The following is a 16,562-nucleotide window of genomic DNA, read 5'->3' on the forward strand; positions in this document are numbered from 1 at the left end:
CAAGGATGTATTGGCGTGCTCAAACTGTACTTGCGCTGGTTCGATCGAGAGCCGGTCGGCGCTCTGTTGCCTGCGAAAAGCAGTCGCGAGTTGATCGATCTCGATGCGCTGGGTGCGTTCACCGCTCCCCGCCGAACGCGAAGATATCGCTGCGTCGACTGCGGCCTCCTCGAAACCGTCCATGTCTATCCGGCGGGCGATCATCTATTGCAATGCCAGCAGTGCGGTAGCCGCAGCGTCGACCTCCAAGGACCGCCCTTCCTGACGGTGCAGGTGCGACACGACTGGCTGCCCGGCGTGCTGAGCCGGCTGATGGTCGGCGAGTCTGCGTCGCCGGCGATGCTGGTACACAACCGCGTTTGGCACCTCGCCGACATCGACACGCCACGTGGCCAGGTCGCGGTCATGCTCGTACGCAGCGGCTGGCAGTGCGACTACACCGAAGTCGCCGCGGTGCTGCGCAAGTTCGGCAGGCCGCGACAGATCGTGCTGACGACGAGTCGCATCGAGCAGGAGGAGTTGAACAGCGCTGGGCGCGTCGTCATCCCGCTGGTCTCGGTCGCCAAACTCGACGCACAAGGACTCTGGCTGGAGCGCGAGACGCTGATAGAGCACTACCTACGCGGCGTCAATCAAGCTCGCAAGCTGCTGCTGCACCCCACGCTCAAGTCCGACCAGCAGCTTTGGTTCGAACTCGGGCCGGACAACGCATGGGTGCGCGTCAACAACCGCACGGTGCGACTGTGGGGCAAACAGCGACTGTTCGTGGCGTCGATCGCCCGAGCGCATGTGCGCAACCAGCCGCATCGGCGCCTTGCCGACGCGGTCAACGATGCGGGCTACGAAGGCGACGTTCGCAGCCTGCACCAGATCTGCTCACGCCGAGACTTCCGCGAGGTGATCGGCATTGCCGATGGCTTCGTATGGATTCGCGACGACGTGCAGTAACCCGGCACAGCCGCCCTGCCATCACGAGGCTGCGAACGCCGACCACCATCCACCGGACCGATGGAAAACCGCTCCCCACTACCCCTGCAAGAGAAGGCTCAATCATGGAAACCAAGCTGAGGCAAGACGTCACCCGAATCGCTCGCCACGAAGCGCGCCTGATGGTTGCACCGCTGATGAAGCGGATCAGGTCGTACAAGAAGGAATTGGCTTCGCTTAAGGCAACAGCGCGGGCAACGCGCTCGGCACCGCCGAAGAAGCCGTCGGCAGCGACGGCCCCGCCTTCAAGGATCAACCAGCCGGCGCAGGTCAGCGGCGAAGAGGCGCAGGCCTGGTACTCCACCCAGAACCTGATCGAACTTCGCGCGAAATTCGACTTGTCCGCCGCCGGAATGGCCGACCTGGTCGGCGTCCGTCCGTGGTCGATCTATCGGTGGGAATCGGGCGAGAAGCCGAGCCTCACGTCGATGATCAAGGTCGCGTCCCTGCGCAAGGTCAGCCGCAAGCGCGCGTTGCGTATGCTGGAAGAACTGCGAAGCGCTGAAGAGTAAGTGGGACAACTACTCCTCGACCGGCTGCACCGGTCGAGGAGCTCAACCTCAAGGCTGGGCCTTGAGTAGGCGCACGATCTGATTGGCCGACAGCATGTGGCCTGGCGCCGCCTGCCCGACTTCTTCCCGATAGATCTCGGACATCGCCTCATACTGAGGCAGCATCCTGCGTCCTGAATTGAAATCGGATCGGTCCGCGAAGTTCGGATACTCCTTTAGGTATTGAATAAGATACCTTGTGGCCACTAAAAAACGCTGCTCCTCTCGGCCGTCATACCCCGGGAAGCGCGGCGGGCAGGCGCTCGCGCCTACTTGTTCCAAGACCTCGGCGCGCTCGGCGCGCGGTAGGGCCTCATAGCTTTCTTCCAGCGCCGACCACATCTGCATGTGCAGCCGGATAGCTGCGATGAGCGGCGGTGTGGGTTCGGTCTGGAACAATCCTGCGTAGCGCTCAATCAGCGCCCACTCCTGACCGTGGTAGAGGGCCGATGTAACAAAGTCCGGATCGACTTCGTCGTCATGCTCTCCAATACCTAGCTTCCGCTGGATGCTGGCGAGCATCGCTACGACCAGCCGTTCGTTGTTTGTTAGTTTCATTCAACTCCCCTGTACTCTTGCTTTGTCCATTAACGCGCGCGCGGGCGCAGCTTTCCACTGGCGAACGATATAGAAGGCGTCCCCGCGCCTCCGTTATTCATGATTAGCTAACTTTCGCGGCAAAGGAAGCTTTGTCGCGTTCTTTGCGACGAGCGAAGTTTAGGTTTGTCCCATGAACCCACTCTCAACTCCCGCCGATGTCCATCTTCCCAGGGTTTTCATTGGGAGCAGCAGGGTCTCGGTCCGGCGCAGCACCACATTGCCGTACCTGACCTGGCCCCGGAGGTATGGCTAGCTTCTATCGGAAAAAATGTGCACGGCTGCACAGCTACCATCCGGCGCCATCAAGCGCGGGCATTCCAGATCGATCGTCCCTTCCGCAACGAGGCCGCGGCCGCCGGCTGGGTGGCCCGTTGGCTCGACCGGCAGGGCCATCTGATACAAGCCGAACTGCAAGAACGCCCGGCTCTACCCTGTGGCCGACCTGTACCTAGCACCGTCTAGCTCCGGTTGCCCTCGATTAGCCGCGATTAACGAAATCTGTCCTTAGACGTGGCCCTCGGCCATGCATAGCGTTGCGCGCATGTTCCTTTTGGAGGATTCGTGTGCCCACGTCGACCATCCCGCCCCTCGCGTCCGAGAGGCTATTGCGCTCGTCTGAACTCGCAGACCGTTGGCAGCTGACCGAATGTACCGTCCGCAAATGGCGGAGCAAGAACATCGGGCCCGAGTACGTCAAGGTCGGCGGAAGCATCCGGTACCGCCTCGATGAGGTGCTGCGGTACGAACAAAACTGGGGCGGGCGGCGGGCAGATTCATGAGCGCACCAGCTCCGCTTTCCTCGGCTCCTTCTGCTGAAGCGCGGCGAGTCGAGATCGCTCGCCTTCTCGCGCTCGCGATCACGCGCTGCCGGCGCGACGAGAAACCCGCTGGCTGGACGCAGAAGGGGGTTGCTAACCCGCGCGTGGGAAGCGTCCATGTCCGTCCCTTCAAACCGGGTCCAACCCCACGATGAAAAAAGACATGCCTGCAATGCCCGCGGCAACAGTCGCACGCGTCGTCGCACTTCGTAATATGACTATGCGCGAGCTGAAGGCGCAATGGTCAGAACTGTTCGAGAACGCGCCACCGGTCGACCAGCGTCGCTTCCTGGAGCGGCGCATCGCGTATCGACTTCAAGAGCTCGCCTGGTCGAAGCATCATGCGGCTGAGCTCGATGCAAACCGCGCACGGATCGACCTGCTGGTGGACAAGGGCAAGCTCCCTCCGCGCGTGCGCAATGGAAAGCCGATGCCCGGCTCGGTGCTGATCCGGCATTTCGGCGGACAGGACCATGTCGTAACGGTGAGGGCCGACGGCGATTTCGACTATCGCGGCCAGAGCTTCTCTAGCCTCTCGGCGCTCGCCAAGCACATCACCGGCACACCGTGGTCTGGACCGGTGTTCTTCGGCCTGCGCAGCGCCAGTGCCAAGACGAATGGAGGCCCGCGATGAGCGCCCCTGACATTTCGCGCCGTCTGCGTTGCGCCGTGTACGCGCGAAAATCAACGGAGGAGGGGCTGGAACGCGAGTACAACAGCATCGAAGCCCAGCGCGACGCCGGCCAAGCCTTTATCGCCAGCCGCCGCGCCGAGGGGTGGATTCCTGTCGCAGACGACTACGACGACCCAGGTTACTCGGCGGCTACGCTGGTGCGCCCTGCGTTGGAGCGCCTGCTGGACGACATCCGCGCCGGCAAAATCGACATCGTCGTCACCTACAAGGTTGATCGACTTTCCCGAAGCCTACGAGACTTTCATCGACTGTGGGAGCACATGACTGCATACGGGGTCGAGTTCGTCGCTGTGACCCAGCAGTTCAACACGACCGATGCGATGGGACGGTTGATGCTCAACATCCTTCTCTCGTTCGCCGAGTTCGACCGCGAACTGGACGTCGAGCGCGCTCGGGACAAGATGATCGCAAGCAAGAAGAAGGGGTTGTGGATGCACGGCGTTCCGCCGCTCGGCTACGACCTCCAGAACCGCCGGCTCGTGGTCGACCCGAAGGAGGCGCCGCTGGTGCGCTGGATCTTTCAGCAGGTCGCGGCGGGCATGCCAACGGCGCCGCTCGTTGCCGCGCTGCGCGCACGCGGCGCGACCTCCAAGGTCTGGACTACCCGGAACGGACGCCAGATCCTCGGCAAGCCTATCGATAAGTCCCTGGTCTACAAAATGCTCGGCAACCGCACTTACCTTGGGGAGCTTCGCCACGGCGCGCAGTGGTTCACCGAATCGCACGAAGCCATAATCGAGCCGGAACTTTGGGCCGAGGCGCAGGCGGCTATCTCTACCCGGCCGCGCGCCCTGCCGTCGTCGGACAGTTCGAAGATTCCCTTCCCCTTGCGCGGGCTGGTCTTCGCGGCGGATGGCCGCGCCATGACGCCGTGGCATACCACCAAGCGCAATGGTCGAACCTACCGATATTACGTCCACACCCGCGCGCTGCACGAAAGCGCCAAGCTACTAAAGCTTCCGCGCGTCCCCGCCGGAGAATTGGAGGCTGCCATCATCGAGCAGCTGCGCAGCGTGCTTCGGGCCCCGGAGTTGATTTCGGCGATTTTGGCGCAGGCAGCTGCACTTGACCCCGACCTGGACGAGCCGCAGATCATGATCGCCATGCTACGCCTGCATGAGATCTGGGAGTACCTCGCCGGGCACGAGCAAGAACAGATGCTCCAACTGCTGATTGAGCGAATCGTCGTCCACGAAGATCGCGCCGAGTTGCGGCTGCGCCCACTGGGCCTGACCAGCTTTGTCCGCGAACTGGAGCAACACGAAGCCGTCGAGGTATCCGCATGAGCAAATTCAAGGTCGAGATAGCCACAGGCAGCGATGGCTCTATCAGCTTTGATGTTCCGCTGCGGATCACAAAGCGCGGCTACCGCAAGCTCGTCCAGCTCACCGGGCCGGAGGCCGCCGAGCGGCCTTGGGACGCCCGGCCGACCGCGCTGCAGCGTGCGCTGGGCCGTGCGGAGCGCTGGCGCCGGATGCTGGAATCCGGCGAGGCCATGTCCATCAACGATCTGGCTGCGAAGGAGAGAACGGACTTCAGCTACGTCGCTCGCCTGCTCAATCTAACGACATTGGCGCCGCAGCTGGTAGCAGCGATCTTGGACGACACCCTTCCCAGTGGCACGACCGTCAATGACCTGGCGATCAACCCGCCTCTGCTATGGTCCGGGCAGATCGAGCAACTGCAGCGCAAGCGCGGTCCGTTACGCAGGTAGGCGCTTGTCTTGGAATAGGCGGACAAATCGTGCACCGACACTCGATCAGCTGCCCCGCTCCCCGCAGATTGCCGGAACGTGTCGGCCGCGCATTGCGCCCCACGGTCTATTTTCCAAGATCGGAGGAAACATCCTGGCTCGCACCTGAGAATCTATCGGGATTGGTAGGCCACCAAGGAGACGAGCCTTGAACCTAATTGATTAATAGCTTGGGCAACTTTGCTATTCAATCAATGACTTAAGCCTTACCAATTTCCCGGAAGCGCCCACCTGCGACACCGGCAGGTCAGCATCCTGCCAGCCATTTCCGCGGTGTCCGCTATCGGCCAGGAGCGAACACTTAGTGGAGCGAGCCGTCAAGATTAGAGTTGATCTCGGCTTCATGGAAATTCACCATATAACTGGACAGTTGAACTTTACCAAAGGCACCACATGAGCGTCGCGGCTAGAAGATCCCATCGTGGGGACGAGTACCAACTCGCCGTCGCCGTGCACTGGCTAGTTCGACTGCTTTCTGATCCGAACATCGTATCTATCCAAGTAGACGCCGTCTCACTCCCAGCATCGCCAGAAGCCGTCGATGTGGACGACATCGTCATAACTTACGGCAATGACACTACCCGACACGTACAGGCCAAGAAGAACCAGCCGAACCAAAGTTGCTGGAAAATATCGGATTCGGATCTTAAGGACGAGTTGATCAAGGCGCATCGGCAGTTACAGAAAGCCCCCGATGCGATCATCGAGTTCTGTTCGCACACTCCGTTCGGCGACCTGGCGGCGCTGGCCGAGAGCACCCGTGATTACGTCGATTACGACGTATTCCAGGCGCAGGCCAGTTCTAAACTCAGAACGGCCCTTGCCAAGCTGGAACGCATCCTGGGCTGCGCTGGCGATATCGCCTTCAATTTGGTCAGGCACATCGAAATCGGCAGCGCCCACAATTTCGACGGCTGGGAAGCCGTCAATCTCTCGGCGCTGCAATCCCAAGTCGACGATCCCGAGACAGCTGTCGACGTACTCACCAGGATGGCACGTGGCAACCAGAGCGGGCTGCGACTGCCACCTGGCCCGCTGCAACGCGACCAGATCGTGCAGGCGCTAAGCGAACGCGGCGTGGGAATAATCAGCAACCTCGTTCCGCTGGATCCGACCCAAGTGTCCCGCAGCTTTGCCGCGGCGTCAGCCGACCTCGCCGACTGGAAGACGACGCTGCCCAACGACGACTGGCTGGAACGCCCCGAACTGGACGTGCTTTGCGAACGAATCGCCAACGAGCCCGCCTCGCTGACGCTCGTGCTCGGCGAGCCGGGCTGCGGCAAATCCGCACTGCTGGCCATGCTGGCGCGGAGGCAGGTCGCGCTCGGCATACCCGTCCTCGCGATCAAGGCGGACTACCTGTCCGAGACAGTCGTCGATACTCCCTCGCTGGGCGATCACCTGAACCTGCCCGCCGACCCGGTCGATTGTGTGGTTGCGCTGGCCAAGTCCACGAAGGTACTAGTCCTTGTCGATCAACTGGATGCGCTTGCGGACCTAGTCGTCCAGCACTCCACGCGATTGCGCGCGCCCATGGACCTGATTCGCGGGCTTTCCGGCGTACAGAACATTCATGTCGTGGCCTCATGCCGGTTGTTCGAGCACCGGCACGACACTCGGTTGCGGAATCTTGATGCCGAGACCATGACCCTCGATTTTCCGTCTTGGGACAACGTCCAGGCGACCCTCAGGAAGTCTGGCATCCATGCCGGAGGATGGAACGCCTCGATTCGTGAAGACCTGCGGTCGCCCCAGACCCTGAACTTATTTCTACAGTTGATCAGAACCACCGACGAAGCAGATTTGCTGCTCGGATATCAACACATGCTCGGCGAACTGTGGAAGCAACAGGTTCTGTCGGATGCGAGCGGGCGCGCTCGTGAGGCGCTGTACGCCATCACGAAGCGCATGGCAGAGAGGGAAGTGCTCTGGCTGCCGGAAGCGCTGTTCGAAGCCTTCCATTTCGAACTGCAGCGACTCTCGCGGTCCGGCATCTTGCTATGCGAGGGCGGCCGCGTCGGCTTCCGCCACCAGACGCTGTACGAGTACATCCGCGCACGAAGCTTCCTCGACGTACCCGGCCAGCTGACCGATGCCGTGCTGGCGCGCCAGCACAGCCTGCGAGTCAGACCACTGTTATGGCACTCGCTTGCCTACATGCGTGCGGTCGACCGTCCGACCTACGCTCATGAGATCGAACGACTCTGGCACGCCAATCTTCGCCCGCACCTGAAGATGCTACTCATCGAGTTTCTCGGCCAGTTGCAGGACCCTAGCCCCAGCGAGACGGCCCTGGTCGCGGAGAAATGGGATGACGCCTGGTACCGACGCCGCATCCTCGCTACGGCGCCCGGTAGTCCGGGTTGGTTCGACTGGCTGGCGCATGATCACCTAGCGGAGATCATGCGACTGCCGGTCGAGGAAGCCCGGGGCGCGCTGCCTGTGCTGTCGCGCGCGTTGCCGAGCCGCCGGTCCCGTGTTCTTGACCTGATCAGGAGTCACTGGCAACCCATAGCGGAAAAGGACCCCCTAACTTGGTTCGTGCTGGAACAGTTGCCGACGTGGGATACGGACTGCATTAACCTGGGCCGACAGATCCTCTCCAGGACAGGGATTGCGGGTTGGCAGGCCAACCACATGGTCAGCATCGTCAGTGCTGTGGATCCCAGCCAGGCACCATTGCTGCTCGATGCTTGGCTACTGCAGAAGACCGCCGATGTGCAGCACCCAGCTGAGGAGGCGGCACGCATTGCCAAAATTCTCAACGAGCAAGAGCTACACGACTTGCCGGCAATCGCCGAAGCCGCCCCGCGAGAGTTCGTAACGGCGATCTGGCCTTGGGTGTTGAAGGCAATGCATCTTCTGGCGCTGGACGAGCATGATTTCGTCGTCGGATACCGAAACGTCGACATGCGATTTCCCGATCTCGATGTCGAAGATTTGCACCGCGAGAAACCTTTCATCGCTGCCGTAGTCGTCGGGGTCAGATTGCTGGCAGAACGGCACCCTGAGGATTTTCTTGCTTTTCTGAAATCCAATCGGCAGGCCGATCTGATGCCCGTTCAGCGGCTGCTTGCATTGGGCCTCCGGCAAGTGGCTGCGCAGTACCCTGCCGATGCGCTCGCGTTCCTGCTTGAGGATCCCCGGCGCCTGGTGGTCGGCACCTATCGCGACACGCATGCCGATTCGAATCGCCTCATCCGCGCCGTCTCGCCGCATCTGGATGAAGAACAGGTCCAGCGACTGGAACGGACCATCCGCGAATGGAACCGGTACGCCCACCTCCCCGACGACGATGCAAGGACACGCCTTCATCGTCTGCAGTGGACGCGCCAGCATCGTTTGCGCGTACTGCGGGCCATTCCCCAGGAATACATGAGCGCGGCCTGTCGCCGTCATGTCGCAGAGGAGGAGCGGGCATTCCCAGGTCTGGACGACGCCGACGTCCGGTTTTCGGGCCTTAGGGAGATCGGCAGCCCCATGGATGCCTCGCACATGCAGCGGGCAACGGAGGAGGACATCCTCAGCCTGTTCGCCGAACTCACCGATCAGACGCAATGGGATCACCCCAGACATCGGATGCGCGGCGGCGTGATCCAAGCGAGCCGCCAACTGGCCGAGCTCGCCAAGACCACGCCGGACAAGGCTATCCGCCTAATCCGCCGGATGAGCCCGGGCAGCAACGAGATCGCGGTCGGCGCCGTGTTGCGGGCCCTTGGGGAAAGCAAATACGACGCCGCCGCGCTGCATTCACTTGTATTGGAGCTAGACCAGATCGGATTCAATAGTGCGGAATTCCGTGGCGACGCAGCGGATGCTGCCACTGCGGTTGCAGATACCGATTCACCATTGCCACAGAATCTTTTCGATCTGCTGGTGAGTTGGTTGCGAGATGATCCCGACGATGCCGAGCCCGACGACACCGCCGAGAACAAAGACCTGTCGGACAGCATCCTATGGAGCCATAGCGGATTCGTTATTGTACCCCATGGCAACTACCCGTTTCTTTCGGCACTGACCCGTGCCTGCCTTTCTCAGGAGCCGCCGCGTACCGATGAGTGGCTGTCCATACTCGAAGCGCATCTGGGCCGGAAGGAGCAATTGAAAGTCTGGGGGGCCTTGGCCTATGACCTGAGATGGCTGACATGCGCCGATCACGGTCGCGCGCAGCGCTTCCTGCTGGATCTGTTCGAGGCCTACCCCGGGCTCTGCAGCTCCAAGACCGGCGTAATACTTCTCGCACATAGCCAGCACTGGATTTCGTCCGCGACAGCCAGCACGCTGCTAGACAGACTGTTCGCCACGGGAACAGGCTTTTCTGCCCAAGCCGCCGGCGAGATCCTCATGCTGCGGTATGCCCTACAGAGTGAAGAAGAGTCGAGCCTGCAAGATCTTCTGGAGCAACTCCTGGTGGATACGGATGAAGATTCTTTCCCGGTTCAGTGCCGCATCGGGCTCGCCTATGCTGCTGCCGAACTATGGTCGGAGGCGGACTTCCGCGCCCGCCTCCACCCCCATTTGCTGCGCCTTCTGGATCTGGGTGACGAGAAAGTGACCGCCGCCGCGGCCCGGGTATTCGCCCAGCGTCACCTGAAGCCTGACACTGCCAGCCGTGAATTGCTCGACCACTTGCAGGCGCGTCCCGAGCTGCTCAAGCAGATCGCCGATAACGATCTCGGCGAGTGTTTAGTTTCAATGCTGGAAGCGGCACCGCTAGTCGTCGCAAAAGTCGTGCACTCTCTTCTGAACGCGTCCGGAGACGAGTTCTTTAACGGTACGTCGTCGCGCTACTTCCTAGTGGAGAATCTTCTAACCATCTCCTTGCGCTTACAGGAAATGGGAGCCCCATTTCAGGAGCTCGGTGCGCACGTGTTCGAACGCCTGCTTGAGTTCAATACGTCCGAAGCCCGCAACGTTGCCTTAGACCTCGACAAACGAACGACCAATGTGCCTAACACCCGTTCTCCAAGAAGACGCAGAAGAAGTACAACCGCTAGCGCAAATTAGAACGCCTTCAAATTCTGTCTTGAGTACCGCTCGCACATGAAGTCGATCAGACTCTAGTCTTGCAACTGCGAAACCTCGTGATCGTGGTCAACAAATTAGTAATGTCCGCTTTGGATCGAAAGCTGCCCTGCCCTAACCCCCATCTAATTCCTGCCCTCCGTTACGGGTTTCAGGTAGGCTCACCCAATAGGTTGCCCCACTACTCCGCCAGGCGCAGCTACCCTACAAGTGGCGATCATCGGCGTGGTTGGCTGGTGAGCTACTACGCCGAGGTCAGTAGAGTTATGGGCGGGATTCGGCCACTGATGCAGATCGACGACTAACTAGCAACCTACCGACTTCTCGAATATCCGGCGACGCCGGATCCGGACCTGATCCCGCTCGAGCTCAATCAGCAGAAGCGCCCCACCAAATCCGCCACCAAGCGAGTCACCCTTCGCCTTGGCGGCGTCGAACTGTGCACGCGCTACGCGCTCCATCGCAGCAACGCTAGAAACCGGCTCGCGCAGAGATGGGGCGATGATGTCACCAGGTGCAATTATTCCGGTAGCCGAGATTGGCTCAACACCGACGTCGCCGGCTTCACCTTGCTTGGTGAACAAAATGCCTCGCATTCGTCCTGCACTTTTCGACCAGCCGACTAAGCCGACTTGAATACTGTGACAGTGGGGAGACGAGAGCACTTCCGGAGGGGCGCCTTGAGCAATTCGCTGCTGGTGGCGAGTCTCGAGAGTTTCCACGATGAGGCGGGGCATCTCGGGCTCTATCACATCGAAATCGATGTAACACTGAGCGGCAAGGCACTCCGCAAAGAGAATGGCGCCCGCCGCAGTATCTCCACGCCAGCCGATGAAAAGTCCCGACTCCGACAACACTCCGAACTTGTTCGCTTCGAAGCTCTGTCCCCCCTGACTGTTGACAACGGCGGTGTCCATTCCGATCAACGCTCGATCGGGTCGCACGAAGATGTTGAGGATCGTCAAAATCACTCTCCTGGCGGGCTCGCCGTCTGAGGAAAGGTTACCCCGCTTTCCCTGTAGCACCAGATCCAAATGCGTCCGTTTTAGGTCGAAAGCGGATGTTAGCGCCGCTACCACACGTCGACCAGCTGTTGGCCAGCGACGGCGGCGACGGCCGCGATCGCCACGCATCTGCCGGCGGGTGGCCCGTGGCGCCGGGAACGCCAGCCAACGATCAGCCGGCGCCGAACCACCTGGCCAGGTCTACGAGATCTTGGAAGACCACGAGCGCCCCTACTACGCCCATGCTGTCGCTAAAGGGTGGGGAACGGCGACTGACGGTCTCGCTTGTCGGCCCCCGATAACGCGCTTAGCGCCTCCCGAACCACCCCGTGTAGGGAACCCGCGTCGATGAAAGCGCTGTCCCAAGCCACGGTGATCGAACTCGCCCGCGTCGGCGCCGTGCGCGGCGACACCCTGCACGGTCGCGCCGACGGCTCCATGCGATGCAGACGCAGAAATTGAGTCACCCATTGTCGTTGAGGGATGTCCACGAAACCCTGTGCGATTCACTTTGTAAACGACCGCCAGCCATTTAGTACGCGCGCATGCCATCAACGCGCCGCGTTAACGCCATCGAGCGTGGATCCCCGGAGGTGGGCCTGGCCAAACTTCGGATACTGTTGCTGGCTTCGTACCAGCCTCCGCAGGAGTGCCTGTCGGGGTTTCCGCATGGTGCACGCCCAGTCACGGCATCGGTGTCGCGGCCAGAGAGCGTCTGCAATGAGTGTACTCTGCGCGCCCGAGGCGGCCGCCTGCGCCTTAGAGTTCACCACTACGCAACGACTGGCTGACATCTTATCTATTGTCAAACTGGACTATTCATGGGCAACTGGCGACTCACTCCTAGAAGGCTGAGTCGTGGAAACCAGAGAGTTCCCTTCAAGCCTTCGAGCCGTAAGAGATGACGGCACTGTTGTCACGCTCATACGTATACTGACGATGTCCAGAGCCAACGACTTGGACGAGCACTGGCGCTTTGACCATATCGTGGTGCTGGATATAAGCGGCGTAACGCTACAGATCACGGCACAGGGGGAGTACCTCAACACCGAGAGCGGTGTCAGGTACAAATCCTCCCAAAGGGGAGCGCCTTGAGGTCACCTGTGTCGCCGAGAGCTCGTTGCGCAATGAAGAACCAACTCGCCTAGGGCTAGCTGCGCCGCATTCTGCTAAGGCGCCGCTCCGCCCAATTCAGTCTCGGGGCGGGGTTCAACACCTCAGGCTCGGTATTAGCGGCAAGCGCTTTAAGGCGGATAGACGCGTAGCAACCATTCCCAAGCAAGTCGAAGCGACCGGAAGGGTTTTTCATGATCGCTTCCCTACTAACAAAAGTCTCCCGCCCTGCCAATGGAGGGCGCAGCGAACTGCAGAGCGCAACGGCCAGCTTCAACTTACTGGTGCCACTCCTACACCAAGGATGCCCTGGAACCAAGCGACTCACCATCGCCGTGTCCAGCTCAACGACGACTTCCGTTTCACTCACGGATTCGCAGCGCCCGATAGCAATGTCGAAGCTCTTTTGCATGAAACCCTCAGCGGGCTATCGCGGAAATCTTGCTGTTCAATCGCGCCTCTAACATCAAATGGCGCAGCCGTGACTCGACCAACGGGAGCCCCGCGAGGCGTGGCGATGCGCGCAAGGAATAGACGGGTGTCCTCTGCCCAAGAACGGTTCGACTGCTGCGCTGAACCGAAACATTCGTTGAACCACAGGCGCGCATCCACAGTGCGCGCAGCGCTTCCGGGCCGATGGTTTGATCGATCGGAAGAGTGAACTGGAACCATTCGACATGATGTTCCATGGCGCTCCACCATCTTTGTTGAGCACTCAGTATGCACGGCAACGTTCGAATTCACTTAAAAACAACTAATAAATAAAAAGCTGGCTTAGCTCCGACATTGCGCGTAGGGTGAACGAGCAAACATCTGATCGATACCTCTTCGCCCTCGCAGCGCCTGCCGTCCGTCGGCCACCCAACTCATTTCGCGATATCCGACCATATAGGGCGGCGCATTGGCGCAGACTCGGGCTTCGTCGACTTTCCCTATGGCATTCAAACATGCACTCGCCTCCCTGCGCTCGAAGTCGCGGCGGTCTGACGTACTGGGCACTGCATTTCCGAGAGGCATGCTTCTATAGCCCGGGCCTGCGCTTCAGCGATTACGCGCCGGCGATCTATGTGGGCATCTCTGAATTCATCGCATCACCAACCACCCCATTCGAGCACTCGCTACCGCGGTTGCGCGCGAGGTATCGGAGTGTACGGGGGAATTCCCCACTGGCCTGGGAAGGCGCCATCCCCGTGATTTGGGCCGCTTGGGAGCGCGCCAGCAGAATCGAGACTCGCTGCCTCCACTAATCATTCAGCGCATGCGAACGAATGGCTGGTGCGAACCTGTTTCGGCTGAACGGTTTATGCCGCCATTGAGACCCGCGCGTCGCCACGACGGAACGTAGCGCCAGCATCGTCAAACCGCGCTTGCCGGCACCCGAGATTGCGCGTAGCGTCCACCAGATCCACATGTTTCGGGCGCCCGCATCGATGAAAGCGCTGTCCCAGGCCAGCTTGGCCGTGCTTTCTCGCGCCGGCGTCGGCGCCGTGCGCGGCTACAGCTTGCGGGGTCACGCTGATGGCTATGTCCTCTCGGTACAGGACGGCCTGCCCGAAGCCGTGCAAAGCGCCAAACACAGCGGCGGCCGCCAATTTGCCCGCCTGGACGCCGCCCTCGCGCTGCTACGGATCCTACGCGTGGCAGCGGTCGAGGTACGCGTGATGGAAGCCACCGGGCCGTCTCCATGGCCCTAGCGCCGCGGACGCCAGTCGCCCAAGCCACGCTGGACCGCCTGCACGCCGAGGCCGCGGCCCCCACCCCTGAGCTCGCCGTGATGCCGCTATCGATCCGTCGCGCCAAGGCGCGCGCCGCCGCCCTGCTCGACGCCCTTGAGGTCGACGAGAGCTGGGACGCCCACGACGCCGAGCGCGCGTTCAATTTTGAGCGCCACTCGGGCGCACCGGTGACCCGGGCGCCGCGGGGTTTGCGTGCTCAGCCTAACCGCTGGGTACACGGAGAGGGGGGCACCGGGCATTCGTCGCCCTAGCTGTTCCAGCCACGACAGTAGCCCTCCTGCGCGCTCGTTATGTCGGTATGTTGTCGAGGGGAGTTGTAACCGGAGTTGCCTGCGGGCCCTTCGGCGAAGCGCTTGAGGTGCCGTGCCCCTCACCGTAGCCGAGGGCTTGATGCTGGCCGAGGCCCATATCGCCAACTGGCGCGCTCATGATGCGCCGAACGACACACCTCTGCGCTAGACGCAAAGTCCTATTCCGACTGGAATTGGCAGTCAAATCACTTTGTTGCCAGTGCCCTGATCGTCCAGTTGCGGCTCGTTGTCGGTGTTGACCGAATTGCCCTGGCCCTTGAACGTCACCTGACGATAGTTGCGTCCCAGCAGCGTGTTTCGATCACCGGCGATGGTAGCGTGCCCCACCTCGGTCATGTTGTAGGTGTTGTCCGAGCCGATCGCTTCCAGCGTCTCGACCTTCTCGTTGAGCACGGTGACCTTGGTGCCCTCAACGCGGATCGATTGGGCGTGGTCGACGTTGACCGATCCGTTCGATCCCGTGACGACCACCGCGCCGCATTGGCCGTTGAGCACCGTCTCGAAGTCGTTCTTGGTGATCCGCACGTTCGACCCCTGGCTGCAGGTGGCGCCGCTGGCGGGGTCCACGAGTTCGTTGGACACCACGGCACCAAGGCCCCCACCCGCGCCATCGGTGCACGCGATCGCGGCGAAGCACAAGGCCGACAGGGCTAGCAGCCTCGTGTAGCACCGCAGGTAATCGGCGCTCGCGCCGTTTTGTTGTTGGATGTGAACCATCATCGAAGCGTCCTTGTTTGGAAACGAGTGGATCACTGGCCGGCCGCCTTTTCTCCAGGCCTCTTAGCCTTCTTGGTCGCCTTCTTTCCGGTCTTCTTGGTAGCGCCGCGTGAGGCTTTCGTCGACGCTGCGCTAGCGGGGGTCTTGGAGGATGCGCCGCCGATGGCGGGGAAGCGCCCACCATCGTTGGCCTTGCGCCATGCCTTGCCCTCGGCGCCCTTCTCCCACGCCACGAAGGCGACCGGGGTTCGACCACGCCCGGTCCAGGTCTCGCCGGTAGGTAGGCGGTACTTGGGCGCCACCTTACCGATCTTTCGAGCACGGGAGGCACGCGCCGGAGCCTTGACCGCATCGGCGTCCAACTCGCTTCCGGAGATTTTTGCCAGCTTGCGGCGCTGGGCCGGCGTCAGCACCTTGGCGTATCGCTGAAGAACCTCGATCGCTTTGGGAACCTCGGAGTCGCGTTTCTCGACCAGCTTCTTCTGGGCTTCCAACTGCTTGATCTCGGCGTCGATCGACTGGAGTGTGGTCAGGGCCACCGGGGCATCCTATCGGGGGGAAGGCTCGGTTATAGCATCGATCGCGATTTCGCCAAGTCGGTCCCGGACGCGCCTCTCCATTTGAATGACCACGAAATCCTGCTGTAAACAGCTACGTCCTGTCGGTGTAATACCGCCTGCCCGCGGTCGTGCTCGAGATGCGTCTGGCCGCGGCCGCCACGTCCCAGGCCGCGCCACGCGGCCGGTTGCCGCGCGATCCCCACGCCTAAGCCGTCCGCATGCCTCTCTCGATTCGCCGTGCCAAGGCGCGCGCCGCTACCTGTCAACTTGGTGGCTGCTCTCTACGAGCCCCTGGACGATGCAGCCGGCTTGCACGAGTGACTCTTGACATGCACTATATTTTGATTATTGTTGAAATATGGAAACTAAAATTGCTGTCCCCCTCCTCGCCGCCCTCGCCCAGGACACGCGACTTTCGGTGTTCCGCCTGCTGGTCGAGCAAGGCCCCGAGGGGTTGCCCGCCGGACAGATTGCCGAACGTTTGGACATCAGTCCGGCGACGTTGTCGTTCCACTTGAAGGAACTAACGCATGCCGGGCTGACGCTGTCACGACAGGAAGGACGCTTCGTCATCTACTCCGCCCACTACGAGACGATGAACGGTTTGCTGTCGTTCCTGACCGAGAACTGCTGCGCCGGCTCGCCCTGCGACAACGCGGCGCCGAGTTGCACGCCGACCAAGCGATAAGGAAT

Annotated in this window: 13 protein-coding genes; 8 read left to right on the forward strand and 5 right to left on the reverse strand. The window is 61.3% G+C overall.

The features are described from left to right. The first annotated feature begins 15 nt into the window (after nt 1-15). A complete protein-coding gene (locus J5226_RS03705) occupies nt 16-948 on the forward strand; it encodes a hypothetical protein (protein ID WP_215838513.1) in 933 nt (310 codons plus the stop codon). Nucleotides 949-1,052: 104 nt separating this feature from the next. Then, a complete protein-coding gene (locus J5226_RS03710) occupies nt 1,053-1,499 on the forward strand; it encodes a helix-turn-helix domain-containing protein (RefSeq protein ID WP_215838514.1) in 447 nt (148 codons plus the stop codon). Between the two features lie 48 nt (nt 1,500-1,547). On the opposite strand, the gene J5226_RS03715 is transcribed toward J5226_RS03710, so the two are convergent. Then, the gene (locus J5226_RS03715; RefSeq protein ID WP_215838515.1) at nt 1,548-2,096 is read right to left on the reverse strand and encodes a YfbU family protein; all 549 of its coding nucleotides are present in this window, start codon (nt 2,094-2,096) and stop codon (nt 1,548-1,550) included. A 1,011-nt stretch (nt 2,097-3,107) separates the two neighbouring features. Here J5226_RS03715 and J5226_RS03720 point away from each other — a divergent pair. The 4 genes from J5226_RS03720 (at nt 3,108) to J5226_RS03735 (ending at nt 10,410) form a co-directional block, all read left to right on the forward strand. After that, a complete protein-coding gene (locus J5226_RS03720; RefSeq protein WP_215838516.1) occupies nt 3,108-3,590 on the forward strand; it encodes a DUF2924 domain-containing protein in 483 nt (160 codons plus the stop codon). Then, complete coding sequence (locus J5226_RS03725; RefSeq protein ID WP_215838517.1) at nt 3,587-4,936, forward strand: recombinase family protein; 1,350 nt, start codon at nt 3,587-3,589, stop codon at nt 4,934-4,936. Before J5226_RS03720 ends, J5226_RS03725 begins: the two co-directional genes overlap by 4 nt. Further along, the gene (locus J5226_RS03730) at nt 4,933-5,364 is read left to right on the forward strand and encodes a LacI family transcriptional regulator (RefSeq protein ID WP_215838518.1); all 432 of its coding nucleotides are present in this window, start codon (nt 4,933-4,935) and stop codon (nt 5,362-5,364) included. Before J5226_RS03725 ends, J5226_RS03730 begins: the two co-directional genes overlap by 4 nt. Before the next feature lie 582 nt (nt 5,365-5,946). Continuing rightward, nucleotides 5,947-10,410, forward strand: a complete 4,464-nt coding sequence (locus tag J5226_RS03735) for an ATP-binding protein (RefSeq protein ID WP_215838519.1) — start codon at nt 5,947-5,949, stop codon at nt 10,408-10,410. 323 nt (nt 10,411-10,733) lie between these two features. Here J5226_RS03735 and J5226_RS03740 read toward each other — a convergent pair whose 3' ends face one another. Continuing rightward, on the reverse strand, nt 10,734-11,393 hold the full coding sequence (locus J5226_RS03740) for a hypothetical protein (protein ID WP_215838520.1): 660 nt from the start codon (nt 11,391-11,393) through the stop codon (nt 10,734-10,736). 1,571 nt (nt 11,394-12,964) lie between these two features. Beyond that, nucleotides 12,965-13,234, reverse strand: a complete 270-nt coding sequence (locus J5226_RS03745) for a hypothetical protein (protein WP_215838521.1) — start codon at nt 13,232-13,234, stop codon at nt 12,965-12,967. A gap of 741 nt (nt 13,235-13,975) precedes the next feature. On the opposite strand from J5226_RS03745, the gene J5226_RS03750 reads away from it, so the two are divergent. Further along, entirely contained in the window at nt 13,976-14,239 is a 264-nt protein-coding gene (locus J5226_RS03750; protein ID WP_215838522.1) for a hypothetical protein, read from the forward strand. A 533-nt stretch (nt 14,240-14,772) separates the two neighbouring features. Here J5226_RS03750 and J5226_RS03755 read toward each other — a convergent pair. Together J5226_RS03755 and J5226_RS03760 are read right to left on the reverse strand one after the other, a co-directional pair. Next, the gene (locus tag J5226_RS03755) at nt 14,773-15,312 is read right to left on the reverse strand and encodes a DUF3060 domain-containing protein (RefSeq protein WP_215838523.1); all 540 of its coding nucleotides are present in this window, start codon (nt 15,310-15,312) and stop codon (nt 14,773-14,775) included. A 29-nt stretch (nt 15,313-15,341) separates the two neighbouring features. Beyond that, nucleotides 15,342-15,848 carry an H-NS histone family protein gene (locus J5226_RS03760; RefSeq protein ID WP_215838524.1) on the reverse strand — a complete coding sequence of 169 codons (507 nt, stop codon included), beginning with the start codon at nt 15,846-15,848 and terminating at the stop codon, nt 15,342-15,344. Between the two features lie 379 nt (nt 15,849-16,227). Between J5226_RS03760 and J5226_RS03765 the strand changes: the two genes are divergently transcribed. After that, entirely contained in the window at nt 16,228-16,557 is a 330-nt protein-coding gene (locus J5226_RS03765) for a metalloregulator ArsR/SmtB family transcription factor (protein ID WP_215838525.1), read from the forward strand. Nucleotides 16,558-16,562 lie beyond the last annotated feature (5 nt).

This window comes from Lysobacter sp. K5869, from assembly GCF_018847975.1.
Classification (GTDB): Bacteria; Pseudomonadota; Gammaproteobacteria; order Xanthomonadales; family Xanthomonadaceae; genus Lysobacter.

Coding starts and splice junctions, on each gene's coding strand:
- J5226_RS03710 (WP_215838514.1), top strand. CDS start 1,053: ATGGAAACCAAGCTGAGGCAAGACGTCACCCGAATCGCTCGCCACGAA.
- J5226_RS03715 (WP_215838515.1), bottom strand. CDS start 2,096: ATGAAACTAACAAACAACGAACGGCTGGTCGTAGCGATGCTCGCCAGC.
- J5226_RS03720 (WP_215838516.1), top strand. CDS start 3,108: ATGAAAAAAGACATGCCTGCAATGCCCGCGGCAACAGTCGCACGCGTC.
- J5226_RS03725 (WP_215838517.1), top strand. CDS start 3,587: ATGAGCGCCCCTGACATTTCGCGCCGTCTGCGTTGCGCCGTGTACGCG.
- J5226_RS03730 (WP_215838518.1), top strand. CDS start 4,933: ATGAGCAAATTCAAGGTCGAGATAGCCACAGGCAGCGATGGCTCTATC.
- J5226_RS03745 (WP_215838521.1), bottom strand. CDS start 13,234: ATGGAACATCATGTCGAATGGTTCCAGTTCACTCTTCCGATCGATCAA.
- J5226_RS03750 (WP_215838522.1), top strand. CDS start 13,976: ATGAAAGCGCTGTCCCAGGCCAGCTTGGCCGTGCTTTCTCGCGCCGGC.
- J5226_RS03755 (WP_215838523.1), bottom strand. CDS start 15,312: ATGATGGTTCACATCCAACAACAAAACGGCGCGAGCGCCGATTACCTG.
- J5226_RS03765 (WP_215838525.1), top strand. CDS start 16,228: ATGGAAACTAAAATTGCTGTCCCCCTCCTCGCCGCCCTCGCCCAGGAC.